Genomic DNA, 24,677 nt, shown 5'->3' with positions numbered 1-24,677 from the left:
TCAGACCGCTGAAGCCTCAGACCGTGCCGAGGAGCAGCAGGTTGGGCTTCGCAAGGAGCGTGATCACGTGCTGCACGAAGGCCGCCGCGACGTGGCCGTCGATGTAGCGGTGGTCGAAGCTCCCCGAGAGGTTCATGAAGTCCCGGGCGACGATCGTCTCGCCATCGGGCGCCACGGCCGCGCGCTTCTCGATCTTGTGCACGCCGAGGATCGCGACCTCCGGGTGGTTGATGACCGGGGTCGCCCCGAGGCCGCCGTCCTTGCCGAGGCTCGTGATCGTGAAGGTTGAGCCCTTGAGGTCGTCCATCGATGCCTTGCCCGCGCGGGCCTTCTCCGCGAGGTCCTCGATCTCCTGGCCGATCTGGAAGACGCTCTTGCGGTCCGCGTCCTTCACCACGACGACCATGAGGCCGCGCTCCGTCGCGACCGCGATGCCGATGTTGTACGCGGCCTTGCGGACGAGGTCGTGGCTCGCCTCGTCGACGACCGCGTTGATGTCCGGGTAGCGCTTGAGACCCGCGACGACCGCCTTCACGATGAAGGGCAGGTACGAGAGCTTCACGCCCTGCTCCTCAGCGATCTTCTGCGCGTCCTTGCGGAGCCTCACGAGGTCCGTGACGTCGCACGAATCCCAGTACGTGAACGGAACCGCGTACGCCTCCGAGCGCTGCATGCTCTCGAAGATGGCCTTGCGCATGCCCTTGAGCGGCAGGCGCGTGTCCGCCGCGGCGCTTGCGATGGGCGGCGCGGAGACGGTGACGGCGAACGCGCCCGCGGCGGGGGCGGCGCCGGCCTTCGCGAAGCGCTCGAGGTCGTCCTTCGTGACGCGGCCGTTCGGGCCGGTGCCGGGAACGAGCTGGATGTCGAGGCCCATCTCGCGCGCGCGGTGGCGCGTCGCGGGCGTCGCGAGGGCGCGCTCGCCCGCGGGGCGGACGGCGACCGTGGCCGCCTGCGCGGCGGGGGCCGCGGGCGCCGCGGCGGGCTTCGCGGCCGCGGGGCGGCGGCGCGACGAGGCGCTGAGGTCGCTCGGAAGGTCGAAGAGCGTCTTCTCCTCCTCCTTCGCCTTCGCGGGGGCGGCGGCCTTCGCGGGCGCGGCCGGGGGCTTCGCGCCGCCGGCCTCGTCGATGACGAGGATGACCTCGCCCACCTTCACGACCTGGCCCTCCTTCACGGGGACCTTCGCGATCACGCCCGTGCGCGGCGAGGTGATCTCGACCGTCGCCTTGTCCGTCATGACCTCGACGATGGGCTGGTTCTCGGTGACCGAATCGCCTTCCTTGACCTTCCAGGCGACGATCTCGCCCTCGTGGACGCCTTCGCCGATGTCGGGAAGCTTGAACTCGAAGACCATGGTGGATCGCCTCAGTAGCTCTTCGCCTTGCGGATCGCCGCGAGGACGCGGTCGACCGTGGGCATGTAGTCGTGCTCGAGCGTGTAGGGGAACGGCGTGTCGAAGCCGGTCACGCGGTAGATCGGGGCCTCGAGCGCGTCGATCGCCTCTTCCGCGATGAGCGCGGAAAGCTCGGCGCCGAAGCCCGTCGTGCGCGGCGCCTCGTGGACGATGACCGCGCGGCCCGTCTTCCGCACCGACTTGAGGACGGCTTCCTCGTCGAGCGGCACGAGCGAGCGCAGGTCGACGACCTCGCACGAGATGCCCTCGGCCTCGGCCTCCTTCGCGGCCTCGAGCGAGATGTGGAGCATCGCGCCGTACGCGAGGAGCGTGACGTCCTGGCCCTCGCGCGCGGTCGCGGCCTTGCCGATGGGGACCGTGTACGCGCCGTCCGGGACCTCGGCCTTCATGGCGCGGTAGATGCGCTTCGGCTCGAGGAACATCACGGGGTCGGGGTCGCGGATTGAGGCGATCAGGAGACCCTTCGTGTCGTAGGGGTTCGACGGGATGACGACCTTGAGGCCGGGCGTGTGCGTGAAGTACGCCTCGCCGGACTGCGAGTGGTAGTGCCCGCCGCGGATGCCGCCGCCGTACGGCGTGCGGATGACCATGGGGACCGTGTACTGGCCGCCCGAGCGGTAGCGGATCTTCGCGGCCTCGTTCACGATCTGGTCGAATGCGGGGAAGATGAAGTCCTGGAACTGGATCTCCGGAACCGGGCGCAGGCCGTTGAGCGCCATGCCGATCGCGGCGCCGATGATGCCGGCCTCCGCAAGCGGCGTGTCGATGACGCGGGCCTCGCCGAACTTGGCCTGGAGGCCGTCCGTCGCGCGGAACACGCCGCCGTTCTTGCCGACGTCCTCGCCGAGGACGACGACGCGCTCATCCTGGTCCATCTCCGTGAGCAGGGCGTTGTTGACGGCCTGCACGAGCGTCATCTCGGGCATCAGTGTTCCTCCGTGTACTGCTTGAGATCGGCGAGCTGCTTCTCGAGCTGCGGGGTCATCTCCTCGAAGACGTCCGTGAAGACGTCCTCGACGGGCGGGGCCGCCGTCGCTTCGGCGGCCTGCACGGCGGCCTGGATCTCGGCCGTGACGTCCGCGCGGAGCTTCTCCTCGCGCGCCGCGTTCCACGCGCCGCGCTTCTCGAGGTAGAGCCGGAACCGGTCGATCGGGTCCTTCTTCTTCCATTCCTCGAGAAGCGCCGGCGGGACGTATCGCTTCGGGTCGTCCGAGGAGGAGTGCGGGCCCATGCGGAAGGTGACCGCCTCGATGAGCATGGGGCCCTCGCCGCGGCGCGCCTTGTCGGCGGCCTGCTTCATCGCCACGTACATCGCGAGGGCGTCGTTGCCGTCCACGCGCAGGCTCTCCATGCCGTACGCGATCGCCTTCTCGGCGAAGGTGTCCGTCGCCGACTGGAGGCGGACGGGAACCGAGATCGCATATTGGTTGTTCTGGCAGAGGAAGACGACCGGGCACTTCCAGACGGCGGCGAAGTTCATGCCGACGTGGAAATCGCCCTCCGAGGTCGAGCCGTCGCCGAACGAGGCGACCGCGACGTGCTTCTCCCGGCGGAGCTTCATCGCGTACGCCGCGCCGACGGCCTGCGGGACCTGCGTGGTGAGGGGCGAGGAGATGGAGAAGAAGTTCTGCTCGCGGTAGGCGTAGTGGTTCGGCATCTGGCGGCCCTTGTTCGGGTCCTTCGCGTTGCCGTAGAGCTGGTGCACCATGCTCTCGACGGTCGCGCCGCGCAGGAGCGCGACGCCCGGGTCGCGGTAGTGCGGGAAGTACCAGTCTTCGCCCGTGAGCGCGGCGCCCGCGCCGACGTGGACGGCCTCCTGGCCCTCCGATCCGATGTAGAAGTTGATGCGGCCCTGGCGCTGGAGGTTCATCCCGCGCTCGTTGAGCATGCGCACGCGGACCATCGTCTCGTAGATCGCGACGAGTTCGGCCTCCTTGAGGGCGGGCTCGCGCTCCTTGACGACGGTGCCGTCCGGCTTCAGGACCTGGAAGAGATCAGACTTCGCTTGCATGGATCGGGGAACCTCCCGTGTCGTCCGCGAGCGCCGCGGCGCGGCGCTCTCGCGCGAGCAGGTTGGAAAGGAAGAGCTCGCCCGCCTTGTAGGACGAGCGCACGAGCGGCCCGGAGGCTGCGTAGAGGAAGCCCATGTCGCGGGCGATGGCCGCGTACTCGTCGAACGTCCCGGGCTTCACGAACTCGACGACGGGCAGGTGCCACGACGAGGGGCGCAGGTATTGGCCGAACGTGACGACGTCCACGTCGGCCGCCCGGAGGTCCACGAGGGCGTCGAGCACCTCGTCCTCGGTCTCGCCGAGCCCGAGCATGAGGCTCGACTTCGTCTTGCGCGTCGGATCGAGGCGCTTCAGGGCGCGGAGCACCGCGAGGCTCTGGTCGTACGTCGCCCGAGGGTCGCGGACCGTGGGCGTGAGGCGGCGCACCGTCTCGACGTTGTGGGCGACGACGTCGGGGCCGGCGCGGACGACCTCCGCGAGAAGCGCCTCGTCCCCCTGGAAGTCGGGGATGAGGACCTCGACGAGGAGGCCGGGGTGGTCCTCCTTGAGGCGGCGGACGACGGCCGCGAAGTGGCCCGCCCCCTGGTCGGGGAGGTCGTCGCGGTCGACGCTCGTGAGGACGACGTACGTGAGGCCCATGAGGCCAACCGACTGCGAGACCTTCGCGGGCTCGTCCGGGTCGAGGGGCGCCGGGTTCTTCGCGGTCTTGACGGCGCAGAAGCGGCAGCCGCGCGTGCACGTGTCCCCCATGAGCATGAAGGTCGCCGTGCCGGAGCTCCAGCACTCGGCGACGTTGGGGCAGCGCGCCTCCTCGCAGACGGTGTGGAGCGACCGCTCGCGCAGCGTGGACTTGATGCGCGAATAGGCTTCGCCCCCTGGGGGCGAGATCGTCAACCACACCGGGAAACGCGCCGCCAAAATCTCGCTCCGTGCGCCGATTTGGCTAGCGAAAGGGGGACCCTTTCATAACCTTTTGGGGATGCCGGAACGCCTTCGAAACGGGCGGTCGCCGGGGGCCGGAAAGGGAAGCTTCTAATCGCCGGCGCGACGGACCCCGCGCATGGAGCGCGAGCGCGCGCGCTGGATCATCGCGGCGGGGGTGGGGCTCGTCGTCGCCACCGCGGGGCTTCACGCCTATTGGGTCCTGTTCGCCGCGAGCGTGAGCGCGGAGGGATGGGCCGCGGCGGGCGACGACGCGACCCTGCGCGAGCGCTTCGGCGACGTCGTGCGGCTCCACGGCAAGGTGGTGCGGGCGGAGCCCCACGGCGGCGGCATCGCCGTGACGCTCAACGACGGCACCGGCCGCTTCGTCGTCCCCCTCGACGGCGTGGCCGTGAAGAGCGGTCAATGGCTCCTCGCGACCTACCGCTGGGACGAGGCGCGCGGCGCCTTCGTCCTCGAACACGTCAAGAACGACATCCAGCCCGAGATGGTGTGGGGCGGCTACGGCGCCGGGGTCCTCGGCATCCTCCTCGGCCTCGCGGTGAGCCCGCGCCGCGCGCGCGGCGATCCCGACGAGGAGCCGCTCCCCGGCGAATGGGGCAACCTCATCAAGTGGCGGCCGCCGAGCGATCCCCAGGCGGTCGCGACCGCGATGCGCGCGCCCTCGTTCTCGCGCGCGGGGCCCGCCCCCGGCTTCGAAGGCGAAGCCGTCGGCGCCGCGCTTGCGGGCCTCGGACAGGCCGGCGCGCCCCCGCCCGCGGTCGACGCCCCTTCGCCCGCCTGGCTCGCGGCCCAGCGCGCCGCGGCCGAGCCCGCTCCCGCGCCGCCGTCCGCGGCCGCGCCCGAGCCGATCCCCGCCGGGCCCGCGATCGACGGCCCGCACGTCGCCGTGGCGCTCGCGCAAAGCGCGGAGGAGATCCGCGGCAAGCTCGACATGGTGGAATCCCTCCTCGAGCAGCGCGGCCTCGTCACGGGCTTCCGCTACGGGGAGCGCGACGCCGCGTACATGCTTGCGCCGGGCGCGACCGCGGAGGACGTGCTCTCCGTGCTCGCCCTCGCGGGCGTGCCCCTCGCCGACGCCTGATCACGCGAGCGGGCCCGCGTCCGCGTGGAGCTTCCGCAGGTCCTCGACGAGCGACCCGAGGTCGCGCCCCGGCTGACGCGCCTCGGGCCACGCGGGAGGCGACGCGCCCGCGAGGGCCGCGACGCTCCCCGCGACGCTCCGGCCGAGCGCGACGGGATCGTAGCCCCCCTCGAGGACGGCGACGACGGGCGCGATCGCCGCGAGCTTCGAGAACAGGTCGTGGTAGTAGAGGCTCGAGAGGAGCAGGTGACCGAGCGGGTCCGCCGCGTGCGCGTCGTACCCCGCGCTCACGACAAGAAGGTCCGGCGCGAAGGCCCGCAGGGCCGGGAGGAGCAGCCCTTCGACGAGCCCGTCGAATCCGCGCTCGCCCGTCGCCGCGGGAACAGGCATGTTGAGCGTGTAGCCGAGACCCGCGCCCGCGCCGCGCTCGCCGGCCGCGCCCGTGCCGGGGTAGAGCGGCCATTCGTGGAGGCTCGCGTAGAAGACGTCGCGGCGCGCGTAGAACGCGTCCTGCGTCCCGTTGCCGTGGTGCACGTCCGGGTCCACGATCGCGACGCGGCGCGCGCCCGCGGCGAGCGCGGCCTCGGCGGCGACGGCCGCGTGGTTGAGGAGGCAGAAGCCCATCGCGCGGGTCGGCGTCGCGTGGTGCCCCGGAGGTCGCGAGAGGACGAAGGCCGCGTCGGCGTCACCCTTGAGCGTCCGGACGGCCGCGTCGGCCGCGGCGCCCGAGGCGAGCAGCGCGGCGCGCCACGAGGCCGGAACGACGGGCGTGTCCGCGTCGAACGCCTCGCTCCGCGCGCACTGCGCTTCCACCGCGTCGAGATGCTCATCGGGGTGGACTCGGCGGAGCAGGCTCCGCGACGCCGGCGCCGCCGCGACGGTCTCGACGCCCGCGCAATCGAGCCGCGCGAGCGCCCGACGGGCCTCGACGAGCCGCGTCGCGTTCTCGACGTGGAAGCCCGTGTCGTGCCGGTCGAAGGCGTCGTGGTCGTAGAGGAGGCCGCGCTTCACGCCGGTCGATCCCGACGCGTGTCCTTAACGCTTCACTCGAGGCCCTTCTTGCGTCTCCACGCCGCGGCTTCGCGCGCCTCCTCCTCTGCGGCGCCCGTGAGCGGATGGCCTCCGCGGTGGCCTCTCGTCCTGGGCATGGCGCTTCCCGTCACGGTCACGTCGTCCTTCGCGGTGTCATGTCCTCGCTTGCGTTGCATCTCGTAAGTGCGCGCGGTCGCGTCCGGGGGGTTCGACCGGAACGCGAGATCCTCGCTCATGAGGCTGTTGTCGGCGCTCGTTTCCGCGTTGCCCGTCGGGCCCCGGGAACCTTCGTCGTCGAGCGTGACGTCCTCGGCGCCCGCCTCGTTCAGGAACCGCTCGCCCGAAGGCGACACGGACGACGGCTTGCGGCGGGGCATCAACGAGCCTCCCCGCCGGGCCCGAACCCGCTTTCCCGCGGCTCGTTCCCGCCGCCGGCTCCGCGGCGCGAGGCGCGCTCGAACCAGGCGCGCCGGTCCTCGGTCTCCGCGGGCGGCGTCGCGAACACGTCCGGCTCCGCGACGCCGGGCGGACCACGCTCGGCCGCTTCGCCGAGCGCCTCCTCCCGAAGGGTTTCGAGATGCCCGAGGACGTCGGCTTCGTCCCAACCCGCGCGCTCGGCGACGAAGGCCGCAAGCGCCTCGTCCCGCCCCTTGTAACGCTCGGCGTCCGCTTCGCGCACGCCGGGCCACGAGGCCGCGACGAGGCGCTTGAACGCGGCCCACGCCGGGGCGTCCTTCGGGTTGTGGGGGACGTCGCGATTGCCTTTGAACGCCGCTTCCTCGGCGAGACCGTGGAGAAGGGCGCTGCGCTCCGCACCCCGCACGTTGGTGTCGAGCGGGCGCTTGACCTTCTCGGCGTTCCTCATGGCCTCTTCTCGTCCAATGACCCTTCATGAGGGTTGTCGCCGATCGGTCGTTCCCGCGGCCGGTTTCAGGCGTCGTCCGGCGGGAAGCGACTTAAGCGAAAAAGGCCCAATCACAAAGGATGCCTCCCGTCGTGGAGCTGGACGACCAGAGCTTCGAGCCCTTCATCGGCGACGAGAACGTTCTCGTGGATTTCTCCGCCGAATGGTGCGGCCCCTGCCGCTACCAGGAACCGATCCTCAAGGAGCTCGCCGAGGAGACGGGGGGAAGCGCCCGGATCGGCAAGCTCGACATCGATGCGAGCCCCAATGTCGCGGGTCGCTTCGGCGTCATGGGCGTTCCCACGCTCATCGTGTTCCGCAAGGGCCGCGAGATCCGTCGTTTCGTCGGCGTGACCGCGAAGGACCGCCTCAAGGACGCGCTCGAGGCGCGTTGACGTGAACCGGGCGCGCGCCATCCTGATCGTCGTCTGCGACGGCGCGGGAACGGAGGGGCGCGCGTTCCGCGAATTCTGGCTCGCGGATCTTCGGGGGAACGGTTCTGGCGCTCCTGGGGCCCGTTCGGTCGACCTCGACGACGACGGTCGCCCGGCCGAAACGCCGCCGCATGTTTCGGACTGGATCGAAGCGGTGCCGCGCGGCACGCCCCCCGTGCGGCGCAACGCGCGCGCGGGCGAGGGCGTCCTCGTGACGGACGGGGCGGTCGCGGAGCTGCTCGCGCAGGAATTCCTCGATGGCTTCGAGGACGGGGAGGGGCTGCGGGCGTCTCAACGGGACCTCGACGCCCTCCGCGCGGGGGCCGGCGAGGGCTGGTCGTCCGACCGGCGGGAAGCGGTCGCGGAGGCGCAGCGCGCCCTCAACGCGGCCGTTCGGGCGTCGCGGTTCCGTTGGCCCGTCGTCCTCACCGTTCTCGGCGCGCGCGAGGAGGCGCTCGAGCGCGATTTCCGGAGCCTGGATCTTGAGCGCGGCGTCATCGTCGAAGCCGTTCACGGGCCGCCGCTCGCGCCTCGCTGACCGGGCCGCGCGAGCAAGAAAAGGCGGCCCCGACGCGCCACGATCCCGTCGGATTCGAGCGCGAGGAGGTGATGGCTGAGGCCCTGCGGCGTGATGCCGATCCTCGCCGCGAGGTCCTGTCGGGTCAAGGCGCCTTCCCGCTCGAGGATCGCGAGGAGACGGTGGCGGGTCGACCGGGGCTCCACGGTCGGCGGCCGCGGAACGACGAAAAGCCTCCTGAACGGCGGCTCGCGCGCTTCGACCAGCGCGCCGCAGAGGACGAGTCGGCGGACGTGATATTCCGCCGTCTTCCTGTTCAGATTGAGGCTCGACGAAACGTCCGAGAGGGTGGCCCCGGGACTCCTCGCGAGGTGATCGAGGATGAGCCGACGCGTCGGATGGTCCAGGACCCCGCTCCGCGAGAGGCGGCTCCAGAGGAACACGAAGGCGCCCCCGAGCCGGGCCAAAGCGTCGAGGAGCGCGCGGAGGACGTCCGCGACCACGCGGAAATGGCCGAGCGGACGCGTCGTGTCGGCGCGGAAGGGGCTCGCGGTCATCGGGACGCGACCGCTTTCCGCCCGACCGCTCGCGGTCGAGGGTCCCGGGGGCTCGATGACGAGGAAGCCGAAGAGAACGAGCGAGGCGGCGGCCGCAAAGGCCGGCTCGCCGGCCGCGGGCGAGGACTCGCTGCCCGCGGCGGGGACCGGAAGTCCCGCGAGGGCGACGGCGAAGGCCGCGAGGATCGGAAGCAAGCGAACCGGATGGGGCCTCCGTTTCGTTAACCCTTGCGACGGCGAAAAACGACGGAGAGAACCTTGATGACCGGCGAAAAAAGGGGGAGAGAGAAGGCATGGCTCGGAAAGGCGACGTCGGGAGCGGTGAAACCAACATGCGCAACCCAGCCAAGATCGGAATCGCCCTCGCGGCCGCCCTGCTCGTCGCCGGAGCCGCGGCGCTCGCCGCGGACGACCTGAGGGCGCCGCCCGCGCTCGGGCCCGGCGATTGCCGCGCCTACGTCGAGCCCACGCATCCCTGGAGCCCTTCGAGCGGAGGCGTGACCGCGACCGAATGCGCCCCCGGAGAACCCGCTCCGGACCGCTGAACCCCCTCGATGACCCGACCGTTCCACCACGTATCCACGAGCGAGCGGGAAGGATTATCCTCGCCCCGCGGCCTCTTCCCCGCCTGATCTCCATGGAGCGCACGGGGACGATGGTGGAACGGGCCGGGACGAGGAAGCATGAGCACCGCACCGCGAAGATCGTGGAGCTCATGGGCGTCTCGACGCAGAGCTTCGAGCACGCGATCCAGTGCGCGCTCGAGGACGCGAGCGCGACGACGCGCGGCATCACGGGCGCGCACGTCATCAACATGAGCGTGAAGTGCGACAACGGCCAGATCACCGAGTACAAGGTCGACATGAAAGTCGCCTTCGGGATCGAGCGGACCCAGCAGCCCTGACCCGGCCCCTCGCCGCTTTGCTCCGGAGAGGGCGGCCCGACTCAGAATCCGATCCGCGTCGCCGAGAGCACGAGGTAGGCGCCGAACGCGATCGCGCCCGCCGCCGGGATGGTGGTGAGCCAAGCCCCGATCATGCGGCGGCCGACGCCCCAGCGCACGGCCGAGGCGCGGCGCGCCGCGCCGACGCCCATGATGCTCGCGCTGATCGCGTGCGTCGTGGACACGGGAATGCCGGCCTGCGCCATCGTCGAGAGGACGACCGCGGAGGCGGTCTCGGCGCTGAAGCCCTGATAGGGCCTGAGAAGCGTGATCTTGTTCGCCATCGTATGCACGATGCGCCAGCCGCCGGACAGCGTCCCGAGGCCGATCGCGAGGGCGGAGGTGAAGACGACCCAGTCGGGGACGAAGAACTCGCCGCCGAGGAGGCCCGCGCCGAAAAGAAGCGCCGCGATCACGCCCATCGTCTTCTGCGCGTCGTTCGTGCCGTGGGTGAGGGCGTAGAACGCGGCCGACCCGATCTGGAGCTTGCGCGACCACTTCTCGACGCCCGCCGGCTCGCGGTCGCGCGCGACGTACGACACGACGCTCACGAGAAGGAAGCCCGCGAAGAACCCGAGGATCGGGCTCATGAAAATGAAGACGAGCGTCTTCGTGAGGCCGCCGAGGTTGATCACGCCCGAGAGGAGGCCCGCCGTGAAGGCGAGCGCGGCGCCGAGGGCGGGGAAGGGCGGCATGCCCGAGAGCTGGAGGTCGCGCTGCGTCATCACGAAGAGGAGCGAGCCCGCGAAGAGGCCGAGCGTGCCGAACGTGAGCAGCACGAGGCCGGCGTCGAAGAAACCGTCCAGGCCGAATTCGACCTGCAGGGCGCCGAGCCAAAGCCCGCCCACGAGGCCGCCCGCGGAGAAGGCGGGGAACCAGCGGCGCGCGAGCCGCGCCCGCGACCACGCGGCGGCGATGAGCCAGAACGCGATGCCGAGGAGCGCGCCCGCAGCGAGCACGGCGCCGATGACCACGACCTCGTCGCCCGTGGGAAGGATGACGGCCGCGGGTCCGACGGCCGCGAGCGCGGCGCCCACGAGGCCGCCGACGAGCGCGTGGCTCGACGACGAGGGCATGCCCCACCACCAGGTGAGCAGGTTCCACGCGACGGCGCCCGTGAGCGCCGCGAAGATGACGGGCGCGCTCGCGATCGCCGGGTCGATGATGCCTTTGCCCACGGTCTTCGCGACGGCGAGCGTGAATACGAAGGGTCCGATGAAATTGAACGCGGCCGCCATCACGACGGCCTGACCCGGCGTCAGCACCTTCGTCGCGACGACGGTCGCGATCGCGTTCGCGGAGTCGTGGAAGCCGTTCGAGTAGTCGAAGAACAGGGCGAGCAGGATGGTCGCGAGCAGGAAGAGGCTCATCGACAGCCCGAAGATCTCGACAACCATGCGCGCGCCCTCAGGTGTGCTTCACGAGGAGGTCGCGCAGGACGCCCGCCGCGACGGCCGCCGTGTCGGTGGCGCGATCGAGGCTGCGGAACACGTCGCGCATCTTGATCGCGAATCGGAGATCGTCGCGCGCGAGAAGATGCGCCATCGCGGCCGTCGCGACGTCCTCGGCGTCGTCGCCGAGCCGCCGGACTTCGGCGAGGCGCTTGCTCAGCTCCGCCCGGCCCGTCGGATCGCGCAGGAGCTTGAACGCCGCGTCGAGCTCGCGCGCCTGGTCGAGGAGGAGGCTCGCGACGCGCGCGACTTCGGGCGGCGGGGCCGTGACCTGATGGAGGTGGAGGTGGCGCGCGGCGCGCTCGGTGTGGTCGAGCACGTCGTCGAGCGCGCCCGAAAGCGCCGCGATGTCCTCGCGGTCGATGGGCGTGATGAAGGACCGGTTAAGCGCGTCATGGACGCCGTCCACATGCCTGTCGCCCTCCCGCTCGAGCCGACGGAGCTCGGCCGCGCCCGCCGCGAGGTCCGCCCCGTCGGCGACCATCGCCGCGAGGCGGGTCGCGCCGGCGAGGACGTTGGCGCTCTGGGCCTCGATGAGGTCGAAGAACCGCTCCTCGCGCGGGACCAACCAGTCCTTGAAGCTCATGGACGATCCGGGGACCGCGGGGGTTGCATGTAAGGCTTGTGAAGGTCCGTCACCGTCAGCGGGTGACCTTCCAGCTTTCGACCTGGGCCTTCAGCGCGCGCGCCTTCTCGTCCTTCTCGAAGTGCTCGCGCACGGGGTCGAGAAGCCGGTTCAGGTGCTCGGCGCACGTCTTCTTCAGGTCCATGGGGTGGAGGTGGCCCCCGACGTAAGCGGCCTCGAGCGACGCGTACGACTCGTACACGACGTCCCCGCCGAACTTCTCGGGGCGCGAGACGGTGACCGTCGGGAAGCGCTCGAACACCATGGTCCGCATGTATTCGAGGACGGGGTTCTCATCGGCCTGCTTCTGCGGGCAGTAGGCGTTCTTGATCTTCCGTTCGACGTCCGCGCGCGTGTCCGTCATGAAGATGCCCGAGTCCGGGTTGGATTTGGACATCTTCATCGCGAGGGCCCGGGCCTCGGCGTCGGCATCCGCGGGCGGCGGCTGGCCGAGACCCATGATCATGCGGTGCGACACCACGACGGGCTTCCAGAACCCGAGCTTCGGGCCGACCTCGCGCGCGAGCATGTTGACCTTCCGCTGGTCCATGCCGAGCTGCGTGATGTCCGCGCCGAGATGGAAGATGTCGGCCGCCTGCATGCACGGGTAGAGGATCTGCGCCGCGGAGAGCTTGTCCTTGTCCGAGCGGCCCATGATCTGCGTCGTGCGGAGGATGCGGTCGAGGCTGGAGTCGCGCGCGATGTTCATGACCTTCTTCCAATACTCCTCGTCGGTCACGAACTCGGAGGCCCAGACGAACTCGACGTTCGCGAGGTCCATCCCGGTCGCCTTCCAGATCTCCTGGAGGTAACGACCGGTGGTCTGGATCTTCTCGAGGTCGCCGCCCATCTTGTTGTTGGCCCACGCGTGCCAGTCGGCCACGAACATCTTGAAATGGCAACCGGCTTTCGTGAGCTTGTTCACGTTGATCGCGCGGAGGATGCCTTGCGCGATGTGGATCGTGCCGGAAGGCTCGAAGCCGTCGTATGCGACGGGCCGGGGCTTCGTGGCGAGAAGGGCGCGGAGCTCCTCCACGGTGACGACTTCCTCGCCGACGGAGGCGACGAGGGCGACGCGGTCCTCCAGATCCATGCATCGCGGAAGGCGCCGCCCCGGATAAAAGGCATGCGAGCGCGGGCCCGGCGGGCGGACCCGCGCCGGGCACCTCTACGTCGCGCGGCTCGGACCGCGGACGACGTCCTCGTCCGAGGTGTAGCGACGGGCCTCGGAGGGCATGATCGCGCCGGCCACGGCGCCCGCGAGCCCGCCCGCCACGACGTTCGCCGCGAGGTAGACGAGGCCGCTCGCGCTCGCGAGGAATCGGATGTTGTCCACGAGCTGGGGACTGACGTACGTTTCAGGCGCCTCGATGGTCGAGACGTCAAGGCCGCTCGCGCCGACGCCGAGGGCGAACCCGATGCCCACCACGATGAAGAGCGCGATCACGCCGCCGAGGGCGCCGACGGCGCCCGCGACGAGCCCGCGACCGCCGCTTCGCGTCCGCGTGCCCGCCCAGGCTCCGCAGATCGCAGAAAGGATGAGCGCGCCGAAGACGGGCGCGAGGCCGACCGCGAGGATCGAAACCCCGCTTGCGGCCTGAACGTCCGTCGGGGCCATGCCTGGGTCCGTCGCGGGCTCGGCCAAGGCGAACGCCGCGGCGAAGGCGATGAGCGCGAGCCCGACGCCGAAGGCGGCGAAGATGCCGATGACGCCCGCGATGGAGCGTCCGGTGCCGAGGCCGTATGCGTACCGTTGTCCACGTGCCGATGAGTAGGCCATGCGTATCGGATGACGGTCGCCGCGCCCGCGCGCTTGACCCCTCCGGCGGACGCATCGATGGGCGACGCCCCGGCAGGCGGCCGGGCGGTCACCACGAGTAGACGCGGGACACGCCGAAAGCGCGCGCGAGGGCCTCGAAGTCCCGGATCCGGTGCGGGTACCGCAGGAACGTCTTCACGAGCGGACCGAAATAGCGCTTCTTCGTCGCGACCTTCCCGTCGACGGTGAGGACTTTCGGAGCGAAGCGGGTGTAGGCCTCGAAGTCCTCGTTCGACCACCGGTGGATGATCTCGACCGCGCGCCGGAAGCTCGGGTCGGTGATCGGGTGCGCGAAGATGGCGCGCTCGTACGCTTCGACCCGGCCGCGCTTGAGGAGATCCGCGAGGATCTCGGCCGCGTAGATGACCGCGGCCATGCCGCCCTTCGTGACGGGGTTCGTGAGGCCCGCGGCGTCCCCGAGGAGCAGCACATTGTCGCGCTGCAGCTTGTCGCCGAAGAACCCGATCGGGTACGCTTCGCGCTTCACGACCTTGCCTTCGACCTTGCGCTCCTGCATGAAGAGGTCGAGGCGGCGCCAGTTCTCCTCGGCCGTCACCCGATCGTCCGCGAGAAGCCCGACGTTCAGGATGTCGCCGCGCGGGAAGACCCACGCGTATTCGGGCGACCAGCGCTTGTCCGTGTAGAACTCGAGCCGGTCCGTCTCGTAGCCGGCCTTCTCGACACGGTACTGGATGCCGAGCATCGTGGTGTGCGCGCCGCCGACGTGCTTCCTGACCTGGCTTCCGGGGCCGTCGGCGCCGATGACGAGGTCGTAGTCCCGCGCGAGCGCGGGCACGTCCTCGGCGGACACCTTCGCGTTCGTGCGATATTCGCCGCCCGCCTTCTGGAACGCTTCGGCCATCGCCGGGATCCAGCGCTCGCGGGCCATGGTGTAGCACGTCTCGTCGACATCGACGCGGAGGCCGCCGGGGAACCACCACGCGGCTCCCTTGAACGTCTCGGCCGCGTAGGGGAAGGAATCGAAAGCCGTGAAGCGCGAGAGCGTCGTGTGCGACAGGCCCTCGCCGCAGAGCGTGGTGTAAGGCGCCGCGGCGCGCTCGAAGACCGTGATGTCGTACGCGCCCGCGTGCTTGCCCTTGAGGAGCTCGAGGCCCGTGATCACGCCGGCGAGGCCGCCGCCCACGATGGCGATGCGCCGGACCGGACGGGTCATACCCGGCAAAACAAGAGCCCCCGATTTAAAGGCTCTTGAGCGGGTCACTCGCGCGGAAGCGCCGCGAGCGTCACCGTCGCGGGCGCCTCGTCGCTGCGGCGACCCTTCCGCATCTCGGCGGTCGGTCGGACCACGTTGCGGATGAGGCGCAGGCGGGCCATCGCGCGGATGATGAGGCCGTTGACGTCGACCTGCCACCAGCGGAAGCCGTGGATCGCGACCTTGGGCGCGGCGTGGTGGTTGTTGTGCCATCCTTCCCCGAGCGCGAGGAGCCCCACGATCCACTCGTTGCGGCTCTCGTCCTTCGTCGCGAAGGGGCGGCTGCCGAACATGTGGCAGACGCTGTTGACGCTCCACGTCACGTGATGGACGAGGAAGACGCGCACGAGGCCGCCCCAGAGGAGGCCCGTCCATCCGCCGATCAGGAACGGGATGACGAAGCCGAGCGTCGCCCAGACGAAGAACGTCTTGTCGACCCAGACGACGACCGGGTCCGCGAGGAAGGGCTTCGCCCAGACGCCCGACCGGACGATGCGGTCGCGGAAGAGCCACCCGGTGTGCGCGTGCCAGAAGCCGGCGAGCGGGGTGTGCGGATCCTCCTCCGTGTCGGCCTTCGCGTGGTGCTTCGTGTGGGTCGCGGCCCATTCGACCGCGGGGCCCTGGAGCGCCATCGAGCCGAGGATGAGCCAGAAGGCCCGGACGGGCGCCGGCGCCTCGAAGCCGCGGTGCGTGAGCATGCGGTGGTAGCCCGTCCCGATGCCGAGCGCCGTCAGGACGTAGAACCCCACGAGGAGGGCGATGTCCGTCCAGGAGACGAGACGGTTCCAGAGAAGGACGATGGCGTATAGGGTTCCCACGAGCGGGAGGATGACGGCCGCGAGGAGGATGGCCTTCTCAAGGCGCGAGGCGGCAACCGGCGCGCCTTCGCGCGTCGCGTGTTCCATGCGCTTGTAGTCCGGCGACCCTTCTTCAATCCCTCGGCTCGTTGTCAAATACCTGTTCATCGTGCGCGGATGCGCGGGCAGGCCATACTTTCATGCGCAACTTCGCATATGCCGCCGCGTGCATCCGACCTTCGACGACGAGGCCGTCGACCTGCGCGGAGCGCCCGGACGGCTGGCGGATTTCGCGGCCGTCCTCTCCTCGCCCACCCGGGTCGCGGTCCTGCGCGCGCTCATGGACGCGAAGGAACCGTTGCACATCAACGAGGTCGCGCGTCGCGTCGGCGTCGACGCCTCGCCCGTCCGGACGCACCTGGAGCTTCTCGAGAAGGTCGGCCTCGTGGACGAGGTCCGCCCGGCGGCCGGCCGCGAGCGCCGCTTCAGAACGCGTCTCGCGAACGCGCGGCTCGTCCTCGAGGGCGTGAACCGTCCGGCGCCCCCGCCCGGCGCCCAGGCGTCGCCCGTCCCGAAGGCCGTCGCCAAGCTCGAAAAGCGTCTCGCGGATCTCCGGGAGGACGCGGACAAGATCGCGGCGAAGGCGCGCAAGGTCCAGGCGGAGCTTCGCGCGGCCTACAACGAGGCGTCCCGGTCATAGCCCGAGCGTCTTCGCGATGGTCCATCGCTGGACCTCGCTCGTCCCTTCCGGGATGCGTAGGACGCGGGCGAACCGGAAGATGCGTTCGAGCGGCAGCTCCCGCATGAGTCCCGCGCCGCCGTGGATCTGGATCGCGCGGTCGGCCACCCGGAAAAGCATCTCGGTCGCGAAGACCTTGACCATGCTCGTTTCCTTGATCGCGCTCTCGCCTTGATCGATCAACCAACTCGTGCGAAGGAGCATGTTGTCGGCCGCGAAGATGTCCGTCTCGTTGTCGGCGATCATGGCCTGGATCTGGCCGAGCTTCCCGATCGGCTTGCCGAACGCCTCGCGCGCCTGCGCGTATTCGACCGCGCGCGCCTGGCAGAACTCCGCGAGCCCAACGCACATGCCGCCGATCGTGACGCGCGTGTCGCCGATGTTGCCGATCGCGAGCGCAAACCCCTCGCCCTCGTCGCCCACGCGGTTCTCGGCCGGCACCTCGACGCCGTCGAAGACGACCTCGCACTGCGCTCCGTCCGCGTGGAGCGAGAGCTGGCTTTTGCCGATCGAGACGCCCGGGAGGTCGCAGTCGACGAGGAAGCACGAGATGCCCGCGAGGCCCGCCGCGGGATCCGTCTTCGCGAACACCTGGTAGAAATCCGCGTACGGACCGTTCGTCACGTACGCCTTCGCGCCGTCGAGGACGTAGGAGCCGCCCTTCTTCACGGCCGTCGCGCGGATCGCGCCGACGTCGCTCCCCGCGCCCGGCTCCGTGAGGCAGAAGGCGCTCGACTTCTCGCCGCGGACGAGCGGATGCAGGTAGCGCTTCTTCATCGCGTCGTCGAGGCGGAGGAAGAGCGGATACGGCCCCTCGACGAACGAGAGGACCGCGAGGTTGAGGCCGAGGCCGTGGCGCATGACCTCGCGCCACGCCTCGTACATGGCCTGCTTCGAGACGCCCCCGCCCCCTTCTTCGACGGGCATGTGCATCGCATAGAGGCCGAGCGCGGCCGATTTGCGCCGGATCGCGCGCACCGCTTCCATGACCTGCGGCTTCACGAAGCCGTCGTCGCCGAGGAGGAATCGCTCGTCCGAAAGCTCCTTGGCGAGCCGCTTTTCGTGGGGGACGACCTCGCGCGCGATGAAATCGCGCAGGGCGCCCTGGATCATGCGCACGTCGTCGGAAACCGTGAAATCGGCCACGCGATCCCCGGGGGGCGATCGGAAGGCGACGGGATGACCGTTTTCCCCGCGACAAAGAGAAAGAGTGGCGGGCGCGAAGCGCCCGCGGTCGCGTTCAGGCGACCTTGAGGGACATCGTGACCTTCGCGCCCGGCGAAAGGAGGCGCGAGATCGGGCAGCCGTTCTTCGCGTTCTCGCCGGCCTTCTGCACGGCGTCCGCGGGGGCGCCCGGGACCTTCGCGACGACGTCGAGGTGGACGGCCTTCACGGTCCAGCCGACCTCCTCCTTCTCCATCTTGACGCTCGCGCGCGTCTCGATGCTCTCGGCCTTGAGGCCCGCCTTGTCGAGCTGGCCCGAGAAGGCCATCGAGAAGCATCCCGAATGGGCCGCGCCGATGAGCTCCTCCGGATTCGTGCCCTTCTCGTTCTCGAAACGGGTCGAGAACTTGTACGGCACCGCGTTCAAGACGCCCGACTCGGTCGAGACCGTGCCCTTGCCTTCCTTCAGGCTGCCCTTCCACACCGCGCTCGCGTGACGCTCGATGACCGCCATGATGACCGCGTGCGCAATCCCGGGAGGACTTTTGAGGATTTCCCCGAAAACTACGAACCGAGGGCGGTGAGCGTCGCGTCGAGCCCCGGCCACTCGCCGGGCTTGTCGGTGATCCAGACGTGCTTGACGCGTCCGTCGGCGCCGACGACCATCATGCCGCGCTTCGGGACGCGATCGACCCCCGAGACGCGCTGCGTCTCCCAGATGCGCTCGACAACGACCCGATTGGGGTCGGAGAGGAGCGGGAACGGCAGGCGCGCTTCGGCGGCGTAGCGCTGGTTCGAGTGCGGCGTGTCCGTGCTGAACCCGAAGACGCGCGCCCCGAGGACCTCGAGCTCCTTGAGGCGGTCGCGCGCCTCGCAGAGCTGCATCGTGCACGTGCTCGTGAACGCAAGCGGGTAGAAGGCGAGGACGATCGGCCCGCTTTCGAGCACCTTCGAGAGGGTCCATTCCGACCGCGACTCGGCCGTCGCCGCGACGAGCGTGAAATCGGGGACGGGATCGCCGACCGCGAGCGCCATGCGTGCGCCACGCCCGGAGCGGGTCATCAAGCTTCCGCGGGCGCGACGGGGTGGACCCGCCACTCGAGCGAGTACGTGGACGTCGCGCTCCCGTAGTTCGAAACGACCATCTTCCACGCGCCGCCCGCGCCGAGCTGGTGCGGGTGGAGCAGGACGCGCTCGACGCCGAAGGGGGTCACCCCGCGCGCGACCTCGGTGCCGTTCGCGTCCACGATGGCGAGGTCGAGGTCGCCGAAGCCCGCGGCCTGGTCGCGCTTGAGAAGGACGAACACGCGAGCCGTCCCGGGCGGGATCGCGAGCGGATGCGACTTCTGCGAAGCGCCCTCGCGCGCGCCCGCGTAGGCGGATCCCGCGAGGCGGTCGTCGAGCTTCCCGGCCTCGGGCTCGCCGGGCGCGGGAAGGTCGGGAACGAGGATGGCGTCGAACTCGACGCGCGAGGGCGTCCGCGTGGAGTTCACGAGGAAGACGACGTCGTCGCTCCCGTCGCCGCGCGCGCCCGCCTGCGTGAGGACGACGGAGAGCATCACCTGGAGCGCGAGGTCGCGTTCGAGGAGGAGGCCTCCCTTCGGGAGCTTGAGGTCCGACTTCGTCTCGACGACGTCCCCGGGACGCATGGCGGCCGATCCCTGCGCGCTGCCGTCCGCGTTCAGGATGCCGACCGTGCCGAGGTAGGCGATGAAGTGGGGAAAGACGCCCGCCTGCACCGCCGGTCCGTTCGCCTTCGCGAAGAAGGTGACGGTGGCGTTCCCCACCACGAGCAGGTTGCCCCCCGGCGGGGCGCCGATAAAGCTCGCGTAGCCCCCCGGCTCGCCCCACTGCGCGAAGAAGTTGCCGCCCGCGACCTCCTCCGGCTTCTCCGAGGTCGGCGCGTTCGCCGATAGACCGGGACGCGAACCTCCCGTGAGCCAGAGCGTGAGGCGCTCGGGAACGACCGCGGGCCCCTCGTCGGTCGCGGGCGGCGCCGCGGGGCCGCCGATGCAACCGGCGAGCGGCGCGAGGACGAGGAGGAGGGCGAAGGCGGGGGCGCGGCGCATGCCGAGGCAGCGGACGAGGAGCGGCATGAAGCTGTCGCAGCGGGCGGATCGCCGGCAAGGCTCAAGGCGCGCGGCCGCGTTCGCCGCCCGTGGCGCAGCCGGTCTTCCTCGCGGCGGCATGGTCGAGCCTCGGCGACGAGACGCTCGTGGACAAGCTCCTCGTGGGGCTCCAGGTGACGAGCGGCGGGCGGCTGCGGGCGGGCGACGTCTTCGTCCCCGGCCTGCACGCAGGCGAGCCGGGGGTCGAAACGACCGCGGACGCCGCCTTCGAGCGCACGCTCGCCGCGCTCCAGGCGAGCCGCGTCGTCGTCGCGGTGCTCGACGGCGGAAGGACCTCGGACGACGTCGCCTTCCTCGTCGCGTACGCGTTCGCGGCCGGTAAGCCCGTCATCGGCTTCGCAACGGAGCGGCGTCAGGTTCCGTCGCACCTCGTGCGCGGCGCCTGCGCGGAGATCGTCGGCGACGTGAAGACGCTCGGCGAGGCTCTCGCTCGGCGGCTCACGTCATAAAAAGAGAGAAGGGGGCCGCGGGCCCCCCGGCTCGCTCAGGCGCGGCGGCGCGCGAGGAACGCGGCCACGCCGAGGATCGCGAGCAGCGCGAGGGCGCCCGGGAATGGGATGTTGGGCTTGCCCTCGTACATGTCGGCCCACGTGTCATAGAACATGAGGACGGCCTCCATGTCGTCGCTCGTGAACTCGTACGTGTCGCCGGCGCTGACGAGTCCGTCGCCGTCCACGTCGGTGTACGTGAACGTGTGGCCGTTCACCGTCTTCGTGCCTTCGTTGAGCTTCATGCTCGCGAGGACGGTGCCGGGGCCGGGCTCGCCGAAGCGGCCGGGCTCGCCGTCCTGATAGATGGCGCGCATCTCGATCTCGCCGAGCTTGACCTCCTCGCGGTGGCCGTCGGCGACGACGCCGCGCGTGATCTTCTGCGTCTCGGTGCTCGCGTCCTCGGATTCCTGCACGAGCGAGAAGCTCGTGCGCTCGCCCGTCGTCGAGACGTCGATCGCGACCTCGCTGCCGTAGAGAATCTCGAACGCGCCCGTTTGGCGCTTGCCGTCCTCCATCGTCGTGAACGTGAAGGCCGCGGGGCGGCGGTCGAGATAGAAGGTGGCTTCAACGGTGTTGGTTTCGTTGTGGGCCTTCACGACGAAGGCGCCCTTGCCCTTGTGCGTCGTCGGCGTGACGGAGTCGACGATGTAGCCCTCCATCTCGCCGCCGAGGAACGAATCGGTCGACGCGCCTTCGTCGTCGCCTCCCGATCCGCCATAGGGGTTCTGGCGCGAGAAGTTCTCGATCGCCTCGAAGACGCTTCCCGTCTCCGGGACCTCGTCGCGCGTGACGTAGGTCTTCTCGCCCCAGTAGAAGTTGCCCGTCGTGCCCTTCTGGGCCGACCCGAGGGAGAACGTCGTTGCTCCCTGGGAGATCTTGACGCGGAAGAGCCAGGCGCCATCGCCCTTGATGTGCGCGAACTGGAAATCGCCGCGGCCCTCGTCCGAGCTGAAGTTGCCCTTGAGGCCGACGCGGTCGAGCTTCCCGAAGGCGTCTTCCCCGGAGGAGGCCGCGAGGAGGGTGCGCGCCTCGCCCGTCGTGGGGATGGGTTGGTCCGGCCCGGCGCCGTCGCCGTTGCCGTCGTTCTTGCCGCCCGCGCCGCCGTTGTCGGCCTGGAGACAGCCCGCGAGGGCGGTCGAGGCCGCGACGAGGAGGGCGATGAGGATGCGGTTCGCCATGCGCCGCGGAACGGGGGGCCGTCGCTTAAACGCTCGCGTTCTTGTCGAACTTCGAGAGGATGAGGTCGTAGACCCGCTTCTCCTCGCCGGAGGCCCGCTGCGCGAGGCGGCGCAGGATGAGCTCCGGCGTCGACCGCGCCCGGTACCCCATGCGCGGGGTGCGGTCCACCACGAGGTTCCCGTCCTCGTCGAGGCCGCGCGCCTCGATGCCGTCGATGCGCACCTGGGTGTGCTTCGAGACCTCGTCGGCCATGTGCGTGACGCAGACGCCGTACGAGGCGCTCGCGTGCAGGAGGTCGATGAACGTGCCGAGGATGCGCGACGCGGCGTCGAGCTCCGTCATCGCCTCGAGCTCGTCCGCGAGCACGAGCTTCTTCGAGGGCGTCGTCACGATCGGGATGAAGCCCTTGAGGAAGCTCTCGAACGCGCCCGCGTCGAGCGATCGCTTCTGCGTGAAGAAGTAGAGCGCTTCGACGACGTCGAGCGTCGCCTCGCGCGCGTTCACGGGGAGTCCGAGGTGCGCGAGGAGCGCGGCCTGGGCCACGGTCTCGAGGAGCGTCGTCTTGCCGCCCGAGTTCGCGCCCGTGAGGAGCACGACGTTGTCCTCGCCGCCGACCTCGTAGTCGATGCGCTGCCCGCCCGAGCGCGCGAGGTTGAGGTGGACCGCGCCCGCAAGCCGGAAGGTCTTGCCGAACTTCGGCCGCGCGAGGTCGTACGCGAGGGCGAAGGAGCCGAGCGCGAACGCGTAGTCGAACTCGAGGAGCGCCTGGATCTCGCGCTCGATCGCTGGCTTGAGGCCCGAGAGCCGACGCGCCGCGTCCACCTTCTCGCGGAAGGCCGCGCGCTTGCGGCGGGATTGGATCTCCAGACGCTTGCGCTCGAGCGCCTCGTCGTCCACGACGATCGGGTAGGAGCCGTCGAAGACCGCGAGGTCCTCGCCCGTCTCCGCGAGGAGCTTCTCGCGACCCGCGCGGAAGACCTCCGCCTGGATGTCGCGGACCTTCCGCGGCACGGCGCCGGACATCATCTCCACGACCTCCGCGCCGGTGAGCGAGACGCTCTCCGTGCGGCGGCGGATCTCGGCGTTCATCCCGTCCGCGGCGCGGCGGACGGCGGTCTCGATCGCGTCGAAGTCCACCTCGCGGTCGGAGAGCCGGTCGAGGATCGCGAGCACGTCGGGCGCGACCGAAACCCGGCCGAGGTGTGGCGAGAGGTCGCGGACCGTCTCGAAGAGAGGCCGGTTCTCGCGGTAGAACGCGACGACCGCCTCGGGGACGAGCGCGCCCGCATCGGCGGTGAACGGCACCTGCACGACGTTGTCGGCGCCGGTGAGGTCGAGCAGGCCGGAGGAGTACGCGTAGATGACGACCTCGTAGCCGTCGTTGAACGAGGTGTCGTCGGGCGTGAGGATGCGGCAGAAGCGGTCCACGCCGGCCTTGACGAGACGCTCGTAGTCCTCCTCCGTGTCGACGAGGATGGCGGTCGAGGATTCGTACTTCGCCTTGGGCTGGCGGGGCTTCGCGACCTTCGCGAGGAGCGTCGCGACCGCGTCGCGGTCGAGCGCCTCGACGGCCTTGCGGTGCGCGAGGACCTCCTCGACGTGCGCCTCCATCGCCTTGCGGTCGCCCAGGGGGACGAGGAGCTGCACGCGGTTGCGCGCGTACGCCGTGTTCGCGAACGCCGCGACGCGCTCGAGGATGTCCTCGTAGAGCTGCTCCGCGCGGGGGGTCCTGAGGAAGTCCGCGGGGCGCCGCCCCTGGACCGCGAGCACGACCTCGACGGCCTTGCGGACGCTGATGCCCTCCACCGCGGCGAGGCGGTCCACCTCGCTCGCGCGCGCCGCCTCGAAGAAGGCCGCCTCCGAGCCGAACGCCTTGAGCAGGCGCTCCGAGAGCGCGGGGCCGATGCCCTCCACGTCCGCGAGCTTCACCTCGGGGTCGAGGGCGGCCGGCGTGATGAGGGCTTGGGTCGTGACGGCCTCTTTCTTGGGGACGAGGGTCCGGGCGGCCATGGGCGGCGACGGCCGGGAACGGGCGGAGGGCGCCTTGGGTCTTCACCCGAGGTCGCCGAAACAAAGAAGGGTCAGGGGTCGGGCGGGCCGCGGCCGGCGAGGGCCCGCGGGAGGTCCGTCTAGGAAGGACGCGATGAAGGCGAGGTCCGCCTCGACCTCCTCCGCAAGCGGGATGTCGCCGCCGGGATAGCGGCCGTCGTTGTAACGGTTCAGGATGCGGTTCACCCGCCGGAGCCGCGCCGCGTCCACCGCGTCGCGGTAGAGCCGCCCGAATTCGCCGCCCGGGTTGTGGCGACGCGCGAGCGCGCCCTCGGCGGCGAGGATGGCGGCCTTGAGGCCCAGCTCGAGCGCGTGGATTGCGAGGTTGTGGGCGGGCGCGACGCGGGCGTCCTCCGCCGCGAGGACCGCGGCGGCGAGATAGTCCCTCATGAGTCCGAGGTAACCCGATACCTCGCCATCGCGGCCCAGACGTCCTCACCGCGGTCGAGATCGCCCGCGATGATGATGCCGTTCATCCGGGCTTCGCGATAAACGGTGCCGTCGCTCGCCACGAACTCCGAAGGCGACGCGAAGAACGGGCGCACCGGATGCGCAAGACCCAGGTCGGGATCGGCGAGCCGATCGCGGAGGTCGGCGCGCGTGGCGGTCATCGCCGCGTCGACGAGGAAGATGACGTCGAGGTCGCTCTTCCACGTGGCTTCGCCCGCGGCGACCGAACCGAAGAGGACGACGAAGCGGACGTTCGCGGCGAAGGGGGACGCGCCGACCGCCTGCAGGACGCGCACGAGATCGTCCCGGAATTCGCCCTCGTCGACTTGGAGGAGCAGTTCGCGCCCGGCGGGCACGGACCCCGTCGCGGTCCAGGCGACCGAGAAGCGGGGTCGTCGGATCCACGCGATTGAAAACGGTCGCGCGCGGTATTCCTTCACGCGCCCGCGCGACGTCCTCCGGACCCGCGACTCCGCGAAACCGGCGCGCACGAGGCCGTCGAGCGCCCGCTGCAGTGCGGGCTTGGTCATGTCGAACCGGGCTTCGTAGACGCCGGACACGGCCCAGTCCGGAGCAAGCGCCCAGAGAAGACGCTCGGCCGTGGGTCGGTAGGCGCGTTCGGCCGCGCGCCACTTTTCGGCGGCCTCCAGGGACATATTGCCATGTTGTCTTGTATGGCAATATGTCTTTCCCCCGAGCGGCCCCGGCGCGGGCCAACGTTTACGACGGCCCCCA

Annotated in this window: 29 protein-coding genes; 7 read left to right on the top strand and 22 right to left on the bottom strand. The window is 70.4% G+C overall.

All coding sequences use genetic code 11. The features are described 5' to 3' along the window. Positions 1 to 16: 16 nt before the first annotated feature. Genes VM889_06930 through lipA form a run of 4 tightly spaced genes read right to left on the bottom strand, consistent with a single transcriptional unit; the run spans position 17 to position 4,344 of the window. The gene (locus tag VM889_06930) at positions 17 to 1,351 is read right to left on the bottom strand and encodes a dihydrolipoamide acetyltransferase family protein (protein ID HVL48272.1); all 1,335 of its coding nucleotides are present in this window, start codon (positions 1,349 to 1,351) and stop codon (positions 17 to 19) included. An 11-nt stretch (positions 1,352 to 1,362) separates the two neighbouring features. Beyond that, the gene (locus VM889_06925; protein ID HVL48271.1) at positions 1,363 to 2,337 is read right to left on the bottom strand and encodes an alpha-ketoacid dehydrogenase subunit beta; all 975 of its coding nucleotides are present in this window, start codon (positions 2,335 to 2,337) and stop codon (positions 1,363 to 1,365) included. Beyond that, complete coding sequence (pdhA, locus tag VM889_06920; protein HVL48270.1) at positions 2,337 to 3,422, bottom strand: pyruvate dehydrogenase (acetyl-transferring) E1 component subunit alpha; 1,086 nt, start codon at positions 3,420 to 3,422, stop codon at positions 2,337 to 2,339. Before pdhA ends, VM889_06925 begins: the two co-directional genes overlap by 1 nt. Then, a complete protein-coding gene (gene lipA / locus VM889_06915) occupies positions 3,406 to 4,344 on the bottom strand; it encodes a lipoyl synthase (protein HVL48269.1) in 939 nt (312 codons plus the stop codon). The genes pdhA and lipA overlap by 17 nt, the downstream gene beginning before the upstream one ends. Positions 4,345 to 4,483: 139 nt before the next feature. Here lipA and VM889_06910 point away from each other — a divergent pair, with 139 nt between their 5' ends. Beyond that, complete coding sequence (locus VM889_06910; protein ID HVL48268.1) at positions 4,484 to 5,449, top strand: hypothetical protein; 966 nt, start codon at positions 4,484 to 4,486, stop codon at positions 5,447 to 5,449. Here VM889_06910 and VM889_06905 read toward each other — a convergent pair whose 3' ends face one another. Genes VM889_06905 through VM889_06895 form a run of 3 tightly spaced genes read right to left on the bottom strand, consistent with a single transcriptional unit; the run spans position 5,450 to position 7,346 of the window. Next, entirely contained in the window at positions 5,450 to 6,460 is a 1,011-nt protein-coding gene (locus tag VM889_06905; GenBank protein ID HVL48267.1) for a histone deacetylase, read from the bottom strand. 32 nt (positions 6,461 to 6,492) lie between these two features. Beyond that, positions 6,493 to 6,858, bottom strand: coding sequence for a hypothetical protein (locus tag VM889_06900; GenBank protein HVL48266.1), 366 nt, complete (start codon positions 6,856 to 6,858; stop codon positions 6,493 to 6,495). Continuing rightward, the gene (locus tag VM889_06895; protein HVL48265.1) at positions 6,858 to 7,346 is read right to left on the bottom strand and encodes a hypothetical protein; all 489 of its coding nucleotides are present in this window, start codon (positions 7,344 to 7,346) and stop codon (positions 6,858 to 6,860) included. Before VM889_06895 ends, VM889_06900 begins: the two co-directional genes overlap by 1 nt. A gap of 119 nt (positions 7,347 to 7,465) precedes the next feature. Here VM889_06895 and trxA point away from each other — a divergent pair, with 119 nt between their 5' ends. Together trxA and VM889_06885 are read left to right on the top strand one after the other, a co-directional pair. Further along, complete coding sequence (trxA, locus tag VM889_06890; GenBank protein HVL48264.1) at positions 7,466 to 7,780, top strand: thioredoxin; 315 nt, start codon at positions 7,466 to 7,468, stop codon at positions 7,778 to 7,780. A 1-nt stretch (position 7,781) separates the two neighbouring features. Then, a complete protein-coding gene (locus tag VM889_06885; protein ID HVL48263.1) occupies positions 7,782 to 8,357 on the top strand; it encodes a hypothetical protein in 576 nt (191 codons plus the stop codon). Here VM889_06885 and VM889_06880 read toward each other — a convergent pair. Next, positions 8,330 to 9,088 carry a winged helix-turn-helix transcriptional regulator gene (locus VM889_06880; protein HVL48262.1) on the bottom strand — a complete coding sequence of 253 codons (759 nt, stop codon included), beginning with the start codon at positions 9,086 to 9,088 and terminating at the stop codon, positions 8,330 to 8,332. The two genes, VM889_06885 and VM889_06880, sit on opposite strands and share 28 nt — an antisense overlap. 98 nt (positions 9,089 to 9,186) lie before the next feature. On the opposite strand from VM889_06880, the gene VM889_06875 reads away from it, so the two are divergent. Together VM889_06875 and VM889_06870 are read left to right on the top strand one after the other, a co-directional pair. Then, entirely contained in the window at positions 9,187 to 9,438 is a 252-nt protein-coding gene (locus tag VM889_06875) for a hypothetical protein (GenBank protein HVL48261.1), read from the top strand. A 92-nt stretch (positions 9,439 to 9,530) separates the two neighbouring features. Next, the gene (locus VM889_06870; protein HVL48260.1) at positions 9,531 to 9,797 is read left to right on the top strand and encodes a dodecin family protein; all 267 of its coding nucleotides are present in this window, start codon (positions 9,531 to 9,533) and stop codon (positions 9,795 to 9,797) included. Between the two features lie 41 nt (positions 9,798 to 9,838). Here the strand turns inward: VM889_06870 and VM889_06865 are convergent, their stop codons facing one another. The 6 genes from VM889_06865 to VM889_06840 form a co-directional block, all read right to left on the bottom strand. After that, positions 9,839 to 11,233 carry an inorganic phosphate transporter gene (locus VM889_06865; GenBank protein ID HVL48259.1) on the bottom strand — a complete coding sequence of 465 codons (1,395 nt, stop codon included), beginning with the start codon at positions 11,231 to 11,233 and terminating at the stop codon, positions 9,839 to 9,841. Between the two features lie 10 nt (positions 11,234 to 11,243). After that, on the bottom strand, positions 11,244 to 11,873 hold the full coding sequence (locus tag VM889_06860; GenBank protein ID HVL48258.1) for a DUF47 family protein: 630 nt from the start codon (positions 11,871 to 11,873) through the stop codon (positions 11,244 to 11,246). 55 nt (positions 11,874 to 11,928) lie between these two features. Then, positions 11,929 to 13,005: a tyrosine--tRNA ligase gene (locus tag VM889_06855; protein ID HVL48257.1), complete on the bottom strand. Its 1,077-nt coding sequence runs from the start codon at positions 13,003 to 13,005 to the stop codon at positions 11,929 to 11,931. A gap of 75 nt (positions 13,006 to 13,080) precedes the next feature. Next, positions 13,081 to 13,692 carry a hypothetical protein gene (locus VM889_06850; GenBank protein ID HVL48256.1) on the bottom strand — a complete coding sequence of 204 codons (612 nt, stop codon included), beginning with the start codon at positions 13,690 to 13,692 and terminating at the stop codon, positions 13,081 to 13,083. 88 nt (positions 13,693 to 13,780) lie between these two features. Continuing rightward, complete coding sequence (locus tag VM889_06845) at positions 13,781 to 14,905, bottom strand: NAD(P)/FAD-dependent oxidoreductase (GenBank protein ID HVL48255.1); 1,125 nt, start codon at positions 14,903 to 14,905, stop codon at positions 13,781 to 13,783. A 44-nt stretch (positions 14,906 to 14,949) separates the two neighbouring features. Next, complete coding sequence (locus VM889_06840; protein ID HVL48254.1) at positions 14,950 to 15,849, bottom strand: acyl-CoA desaturase; 900 nt, start codon at positions 15,847 to 15,849, stop codon at positions 14,950 to 14,952. A gap of 118 nt (positions 15,850 to 15,967) precedes the next feature. On the opposite strand from VM889_06840, the gene VM889_06835 reads away from it, so the two are divergent. Then, positions 15,968 to 16,441, top strand: coding sequence for a winged helix-turn-helix domain-containing protein (locus VM889_06835; protein HVL48253.1), 474 nt, complete (start codon positions 15,968 to 15,970; stop codon positions 16,439 to 16,441). Here the strand turns inward: VM889_06835 and VM889_06830 are convergent. From VM889_06830 to VM889_06815, 4 genes are all read right to left on the bottom strand, one after another. Next, positions 16,436 to 17,626: an acyl-CoA dehydrogenase family protein gene (locus VM889_06830; GenBank protein ID HVL48252.1), complete on the bottom strand. Its 1,191-nt coding sequence runs from the start codon at positions 17,624 to 17,626 to the stop codon at positions 16,436 to 16,438. The genes VM889_06835 and VM889_06830 overlap by 6 nt on opposite strands. A gap of 94 nt (positions 17,627 to 17,720) precedes the next feature. Continuing rightward, the gene (locus tag VM889_06825; protein ID HVL48251.1) at positions 17,721 to 18,149 is read right to left on the bottom strand and encodes an OsmC family protein; all 429 of its coding nucleotides are present in this window, start codon (positions 18,147 to 18,149) and stop codon (positions 17,721 to 17,723) included. Between the two features lie 59 nt (positions 18,150 to 18,208). Then, positions 18,209 to 18,679 carry a redoxin domain-containing protein gene (locus tag VM889_06820; protein ID HVL48250.1) on the bottom strand — a complete coding sequence of 157 codons (471 nt, stop codon included), beginning with the start codon at positions 18,677 to 18,679 and terminating at the stop codon, positions 18,209 to 18,211. Between the two features lie 26 nt (positions 18,680 to 18,705). After that, positions 18,706 to 19,713, bottom strand: a complete 1,008-nt coding sequence (locus VM889_06815) for a hypothetical protein (GenBank protein ID HVL48249.1) — start codon at positions 19,711 to 19,713, stop codon at positions 18,706 to 18,708. 89 nt (positions 19,714 to 19,802) lie between these two features. On the opposite strand from VM889_06815, the gene VM889_06810 reads away from it, so the two are divergent. After that, complete coding sequence (locus tag VM889_06810) at positions 19,803 to 20,222, top strand: nucleoside 2-deoxyribosyltransferase (GenBank protein HVL48248.1); 420 nt, start codon at positions 19,803 to 19,805, stop codon at positions 20,220 to 20,222. Between the two features lie 35 nt (positions 20,223 to 20,257). Here VM889_06810 and VM889_06805 read toward each other — a convergent pair whose 3' ends face one another. Genes VM889_06805 through VM889_06790 form a run of 4 tightly spaced genes read right to left on the bottom strand, consistent with a single transcriptional unit; the run spans position 20,258 to position 24,598 of the window. Then, a complete protein-coding gene (locus VM889_06805) occupies positions 20,258 to 21,442 on the bottom strand; it encodes a hypothetical protein (protein HVL48247.1) in 1,185 nt (394 codons plus the stop codon). 25 nt (positions 21,443 to 21,467) lie between these two features. Further along, positions 21,468 to 23,453 (bottom strand): helix-hairpin-helix domain-containing protein, encoded by a 1,986-nt coding sequence (locus VM889_06800; GenBank protein HVL48246.1) that lies wholly within the window; start codon positions 23,451 to 23,453, stop codon positions 21,468 to 21,470. A gap of 42 nt (positions 23,454 to 23,495) precedes the next feature. Beyond that, positions 23,496 to 23,882, bottom strand: a complete 387-nt coding sequence (locus tag VM889_06795) for a HEPN domain-containing protein (GenBank protein ID HVL48245.1) — start codon at positions 23,880 to 23,882, stop codon at positions 23,496 to 23,498. Beyond that, complete coding sequence (locus tag VM889_06790; GenBank protein HVL48244.1) at positions 23,879 to 24,598, bottom strand: nucleotidyltransferase domain-containing protein; 720 nt, start codon at positions 24,596 to 24,598, stop codon at positions 23,879 to 23,881. The genes VM889_06795 and VM889_06790 overlap by 4 nt, the downstream gene beginning before the upstream one ends. Positions 24,599 to 24,677 lie beyond the last annotated feature (79 nt).

It is taken from the genome of Candidatus Thermoplasmatota archaeon, from assembly GCA_035540375.1.
In the GTDB taxonomy this organism is placed as follows: Archaea; Thermoplasmatota; SW-10-69-26; order JACQPN01; family JAJPHT01; genus DATLGO01.
This window is presented reverse-complemented; position numbering and strand designations above follow the sequence as displayed.

Bases quoted from the DNA above. Each gene is read 5' to 3' on its own strand.
- VM889_06930 (HVL48272.1), bottom strand. From the start codon at position 1,351: ATGGTCTTCGAGTTCAAGCTTCCCGACATCGGCGAAGGCGTCCACGAG.
- VM889_06925 (HVL48271.1), bottom strand. From the start codon at position 2,337: ATGCCCGAGATGACGCTCGTGCAGGCCGTCAACAACGCCCTGCTCACG.
- pdhA (HVL48270.1), bottom strand. From the start codon at position 3,422: ATGCAAGCGAAGTCTGATCTCTTCCAGGTCCTGAAGCCGGACGGCACC.
- VM889_06910 (HVL48268.1), top strand. From the start codon at position 4,484: ATGGAGCGCGAGCGCGCGCGCTGGATCATCGCGGCGGGGGTGGGGCTC.
- VM889_06900 (HVL48266.1), bottom strand. From the start codon at position 6,858: ATGCCCCGCCGCAAGCCGTCGTCCGTGTCGCCTTCGGGCGAGCGGTTC.
- VM889_06895 (HVL48265.1), bottom strand. From the start codon at position 7,346: ATGAGGAACGCCGAGAAGGTCAAGCGCCCGCTCGACACCAACGTGCGG.
- trxA (HVL48264.1), top strand. From the start codon at position 7,466: ATGCCTCCCGTCGTGGAGCTGGACGACCAGAGCTTCGAGCCCTTCATC.
- VM889_06875 (HVL48261.1), top strand. From the start codon at position 9,187: ATGGCTCGGAAAGGCGACGTCGGGAGCGGTGAAACCAACATGCGCAAC.
- VM889_06870 (HVL48260.1), top strand. From the start codon at position 9,531: ATGGAGCGCACGGGGACGATGGTGGAACGGGCCGGGACGAGGAAGCAT.
- VM889_06865 (HVL48259.1), bottom strand. From the start codon at position 11,233: ATGGTTGTCGAGATCTTCGGGCTGTCGATGAGCCTCTTCCTGCTCGCG.
- VM889_06860 (HVL48258.1), bottom strand. From the start codon at position 11,873: ATGAGCTTCAAGGACTGGTTGGTCCCGCGCGAGGAGCGGTTCTTCGAC.
- VM889_06855 (HVL48257.1), bottom strand. From the start codon at position 13,005: ATGGATCTGGAGGACCGCGTCGCCCTCGTCGCCTCCGTCGGCGAGGAA.
- VM889_06850 (HVL48256.1), bottom strand. From the start codon at position 13,692: ATGGCCTACTCATCGGCACGTGGACAACGGTACGCATACGGCCTCGGC.
- VM889_06845 (HVL48255.1), bottom strand. From the start codon at position 14,905: ATGACCCGTCCGGTCCGGCGCATCGCCATCGTGGGCGGCGGCCTCGCC.
- VM889_06840 (HVL48254.1), bottom strand. From the start codon at position 15,849: ATGGAACACGCGACGCGCGAAGGCGCGCCGGTTGCCGCCTCGCGCCTT.
- VM889_06820 (HVL48250.1), bottom strand. From the start codon at position 18,679: ATGGCGCTCGCGGTCGGCGATCCCGTCCCCGATTTCACGCTCGTCGCG.
- VM889_06815 (HVL48249.1), bottom strand. From the start codon at position 19,713: ATGCGCCGCGCCCCCGCCTTCGCCCTCCTCCTCGTCCTCGCGCCGCTC.
- VM889_06805 (HVL48247.1), bottom strand. From the start codon at position 21,442: ATGGCGAACCGCATCCTCATCGCCCTCCTCGTCGCGGCCTCGACCGCC.
- VM889_06800 (HVL48246.1), bottom strand. From the start codon at position 23,453: ATGGCCGCCCGGACCCTCGTCCCCAAGAAAGAGGCCGTCACGACCCAA.
- VM889_06795 (HVL48245.1), bottom strand. From the start codon at position 23,882: ATGAGGGACTATCTCGCCGCCGCGGTCCTCGCGGCGGAGGACGCCCGC.
- VM889_06790 (HVL48244.1), bottom strand. From the start codon at position 24,598: ATGTCCCTGGAGGCCGCCGAAAAGTGGCGCGCGGCCGAACGCGCCTAC.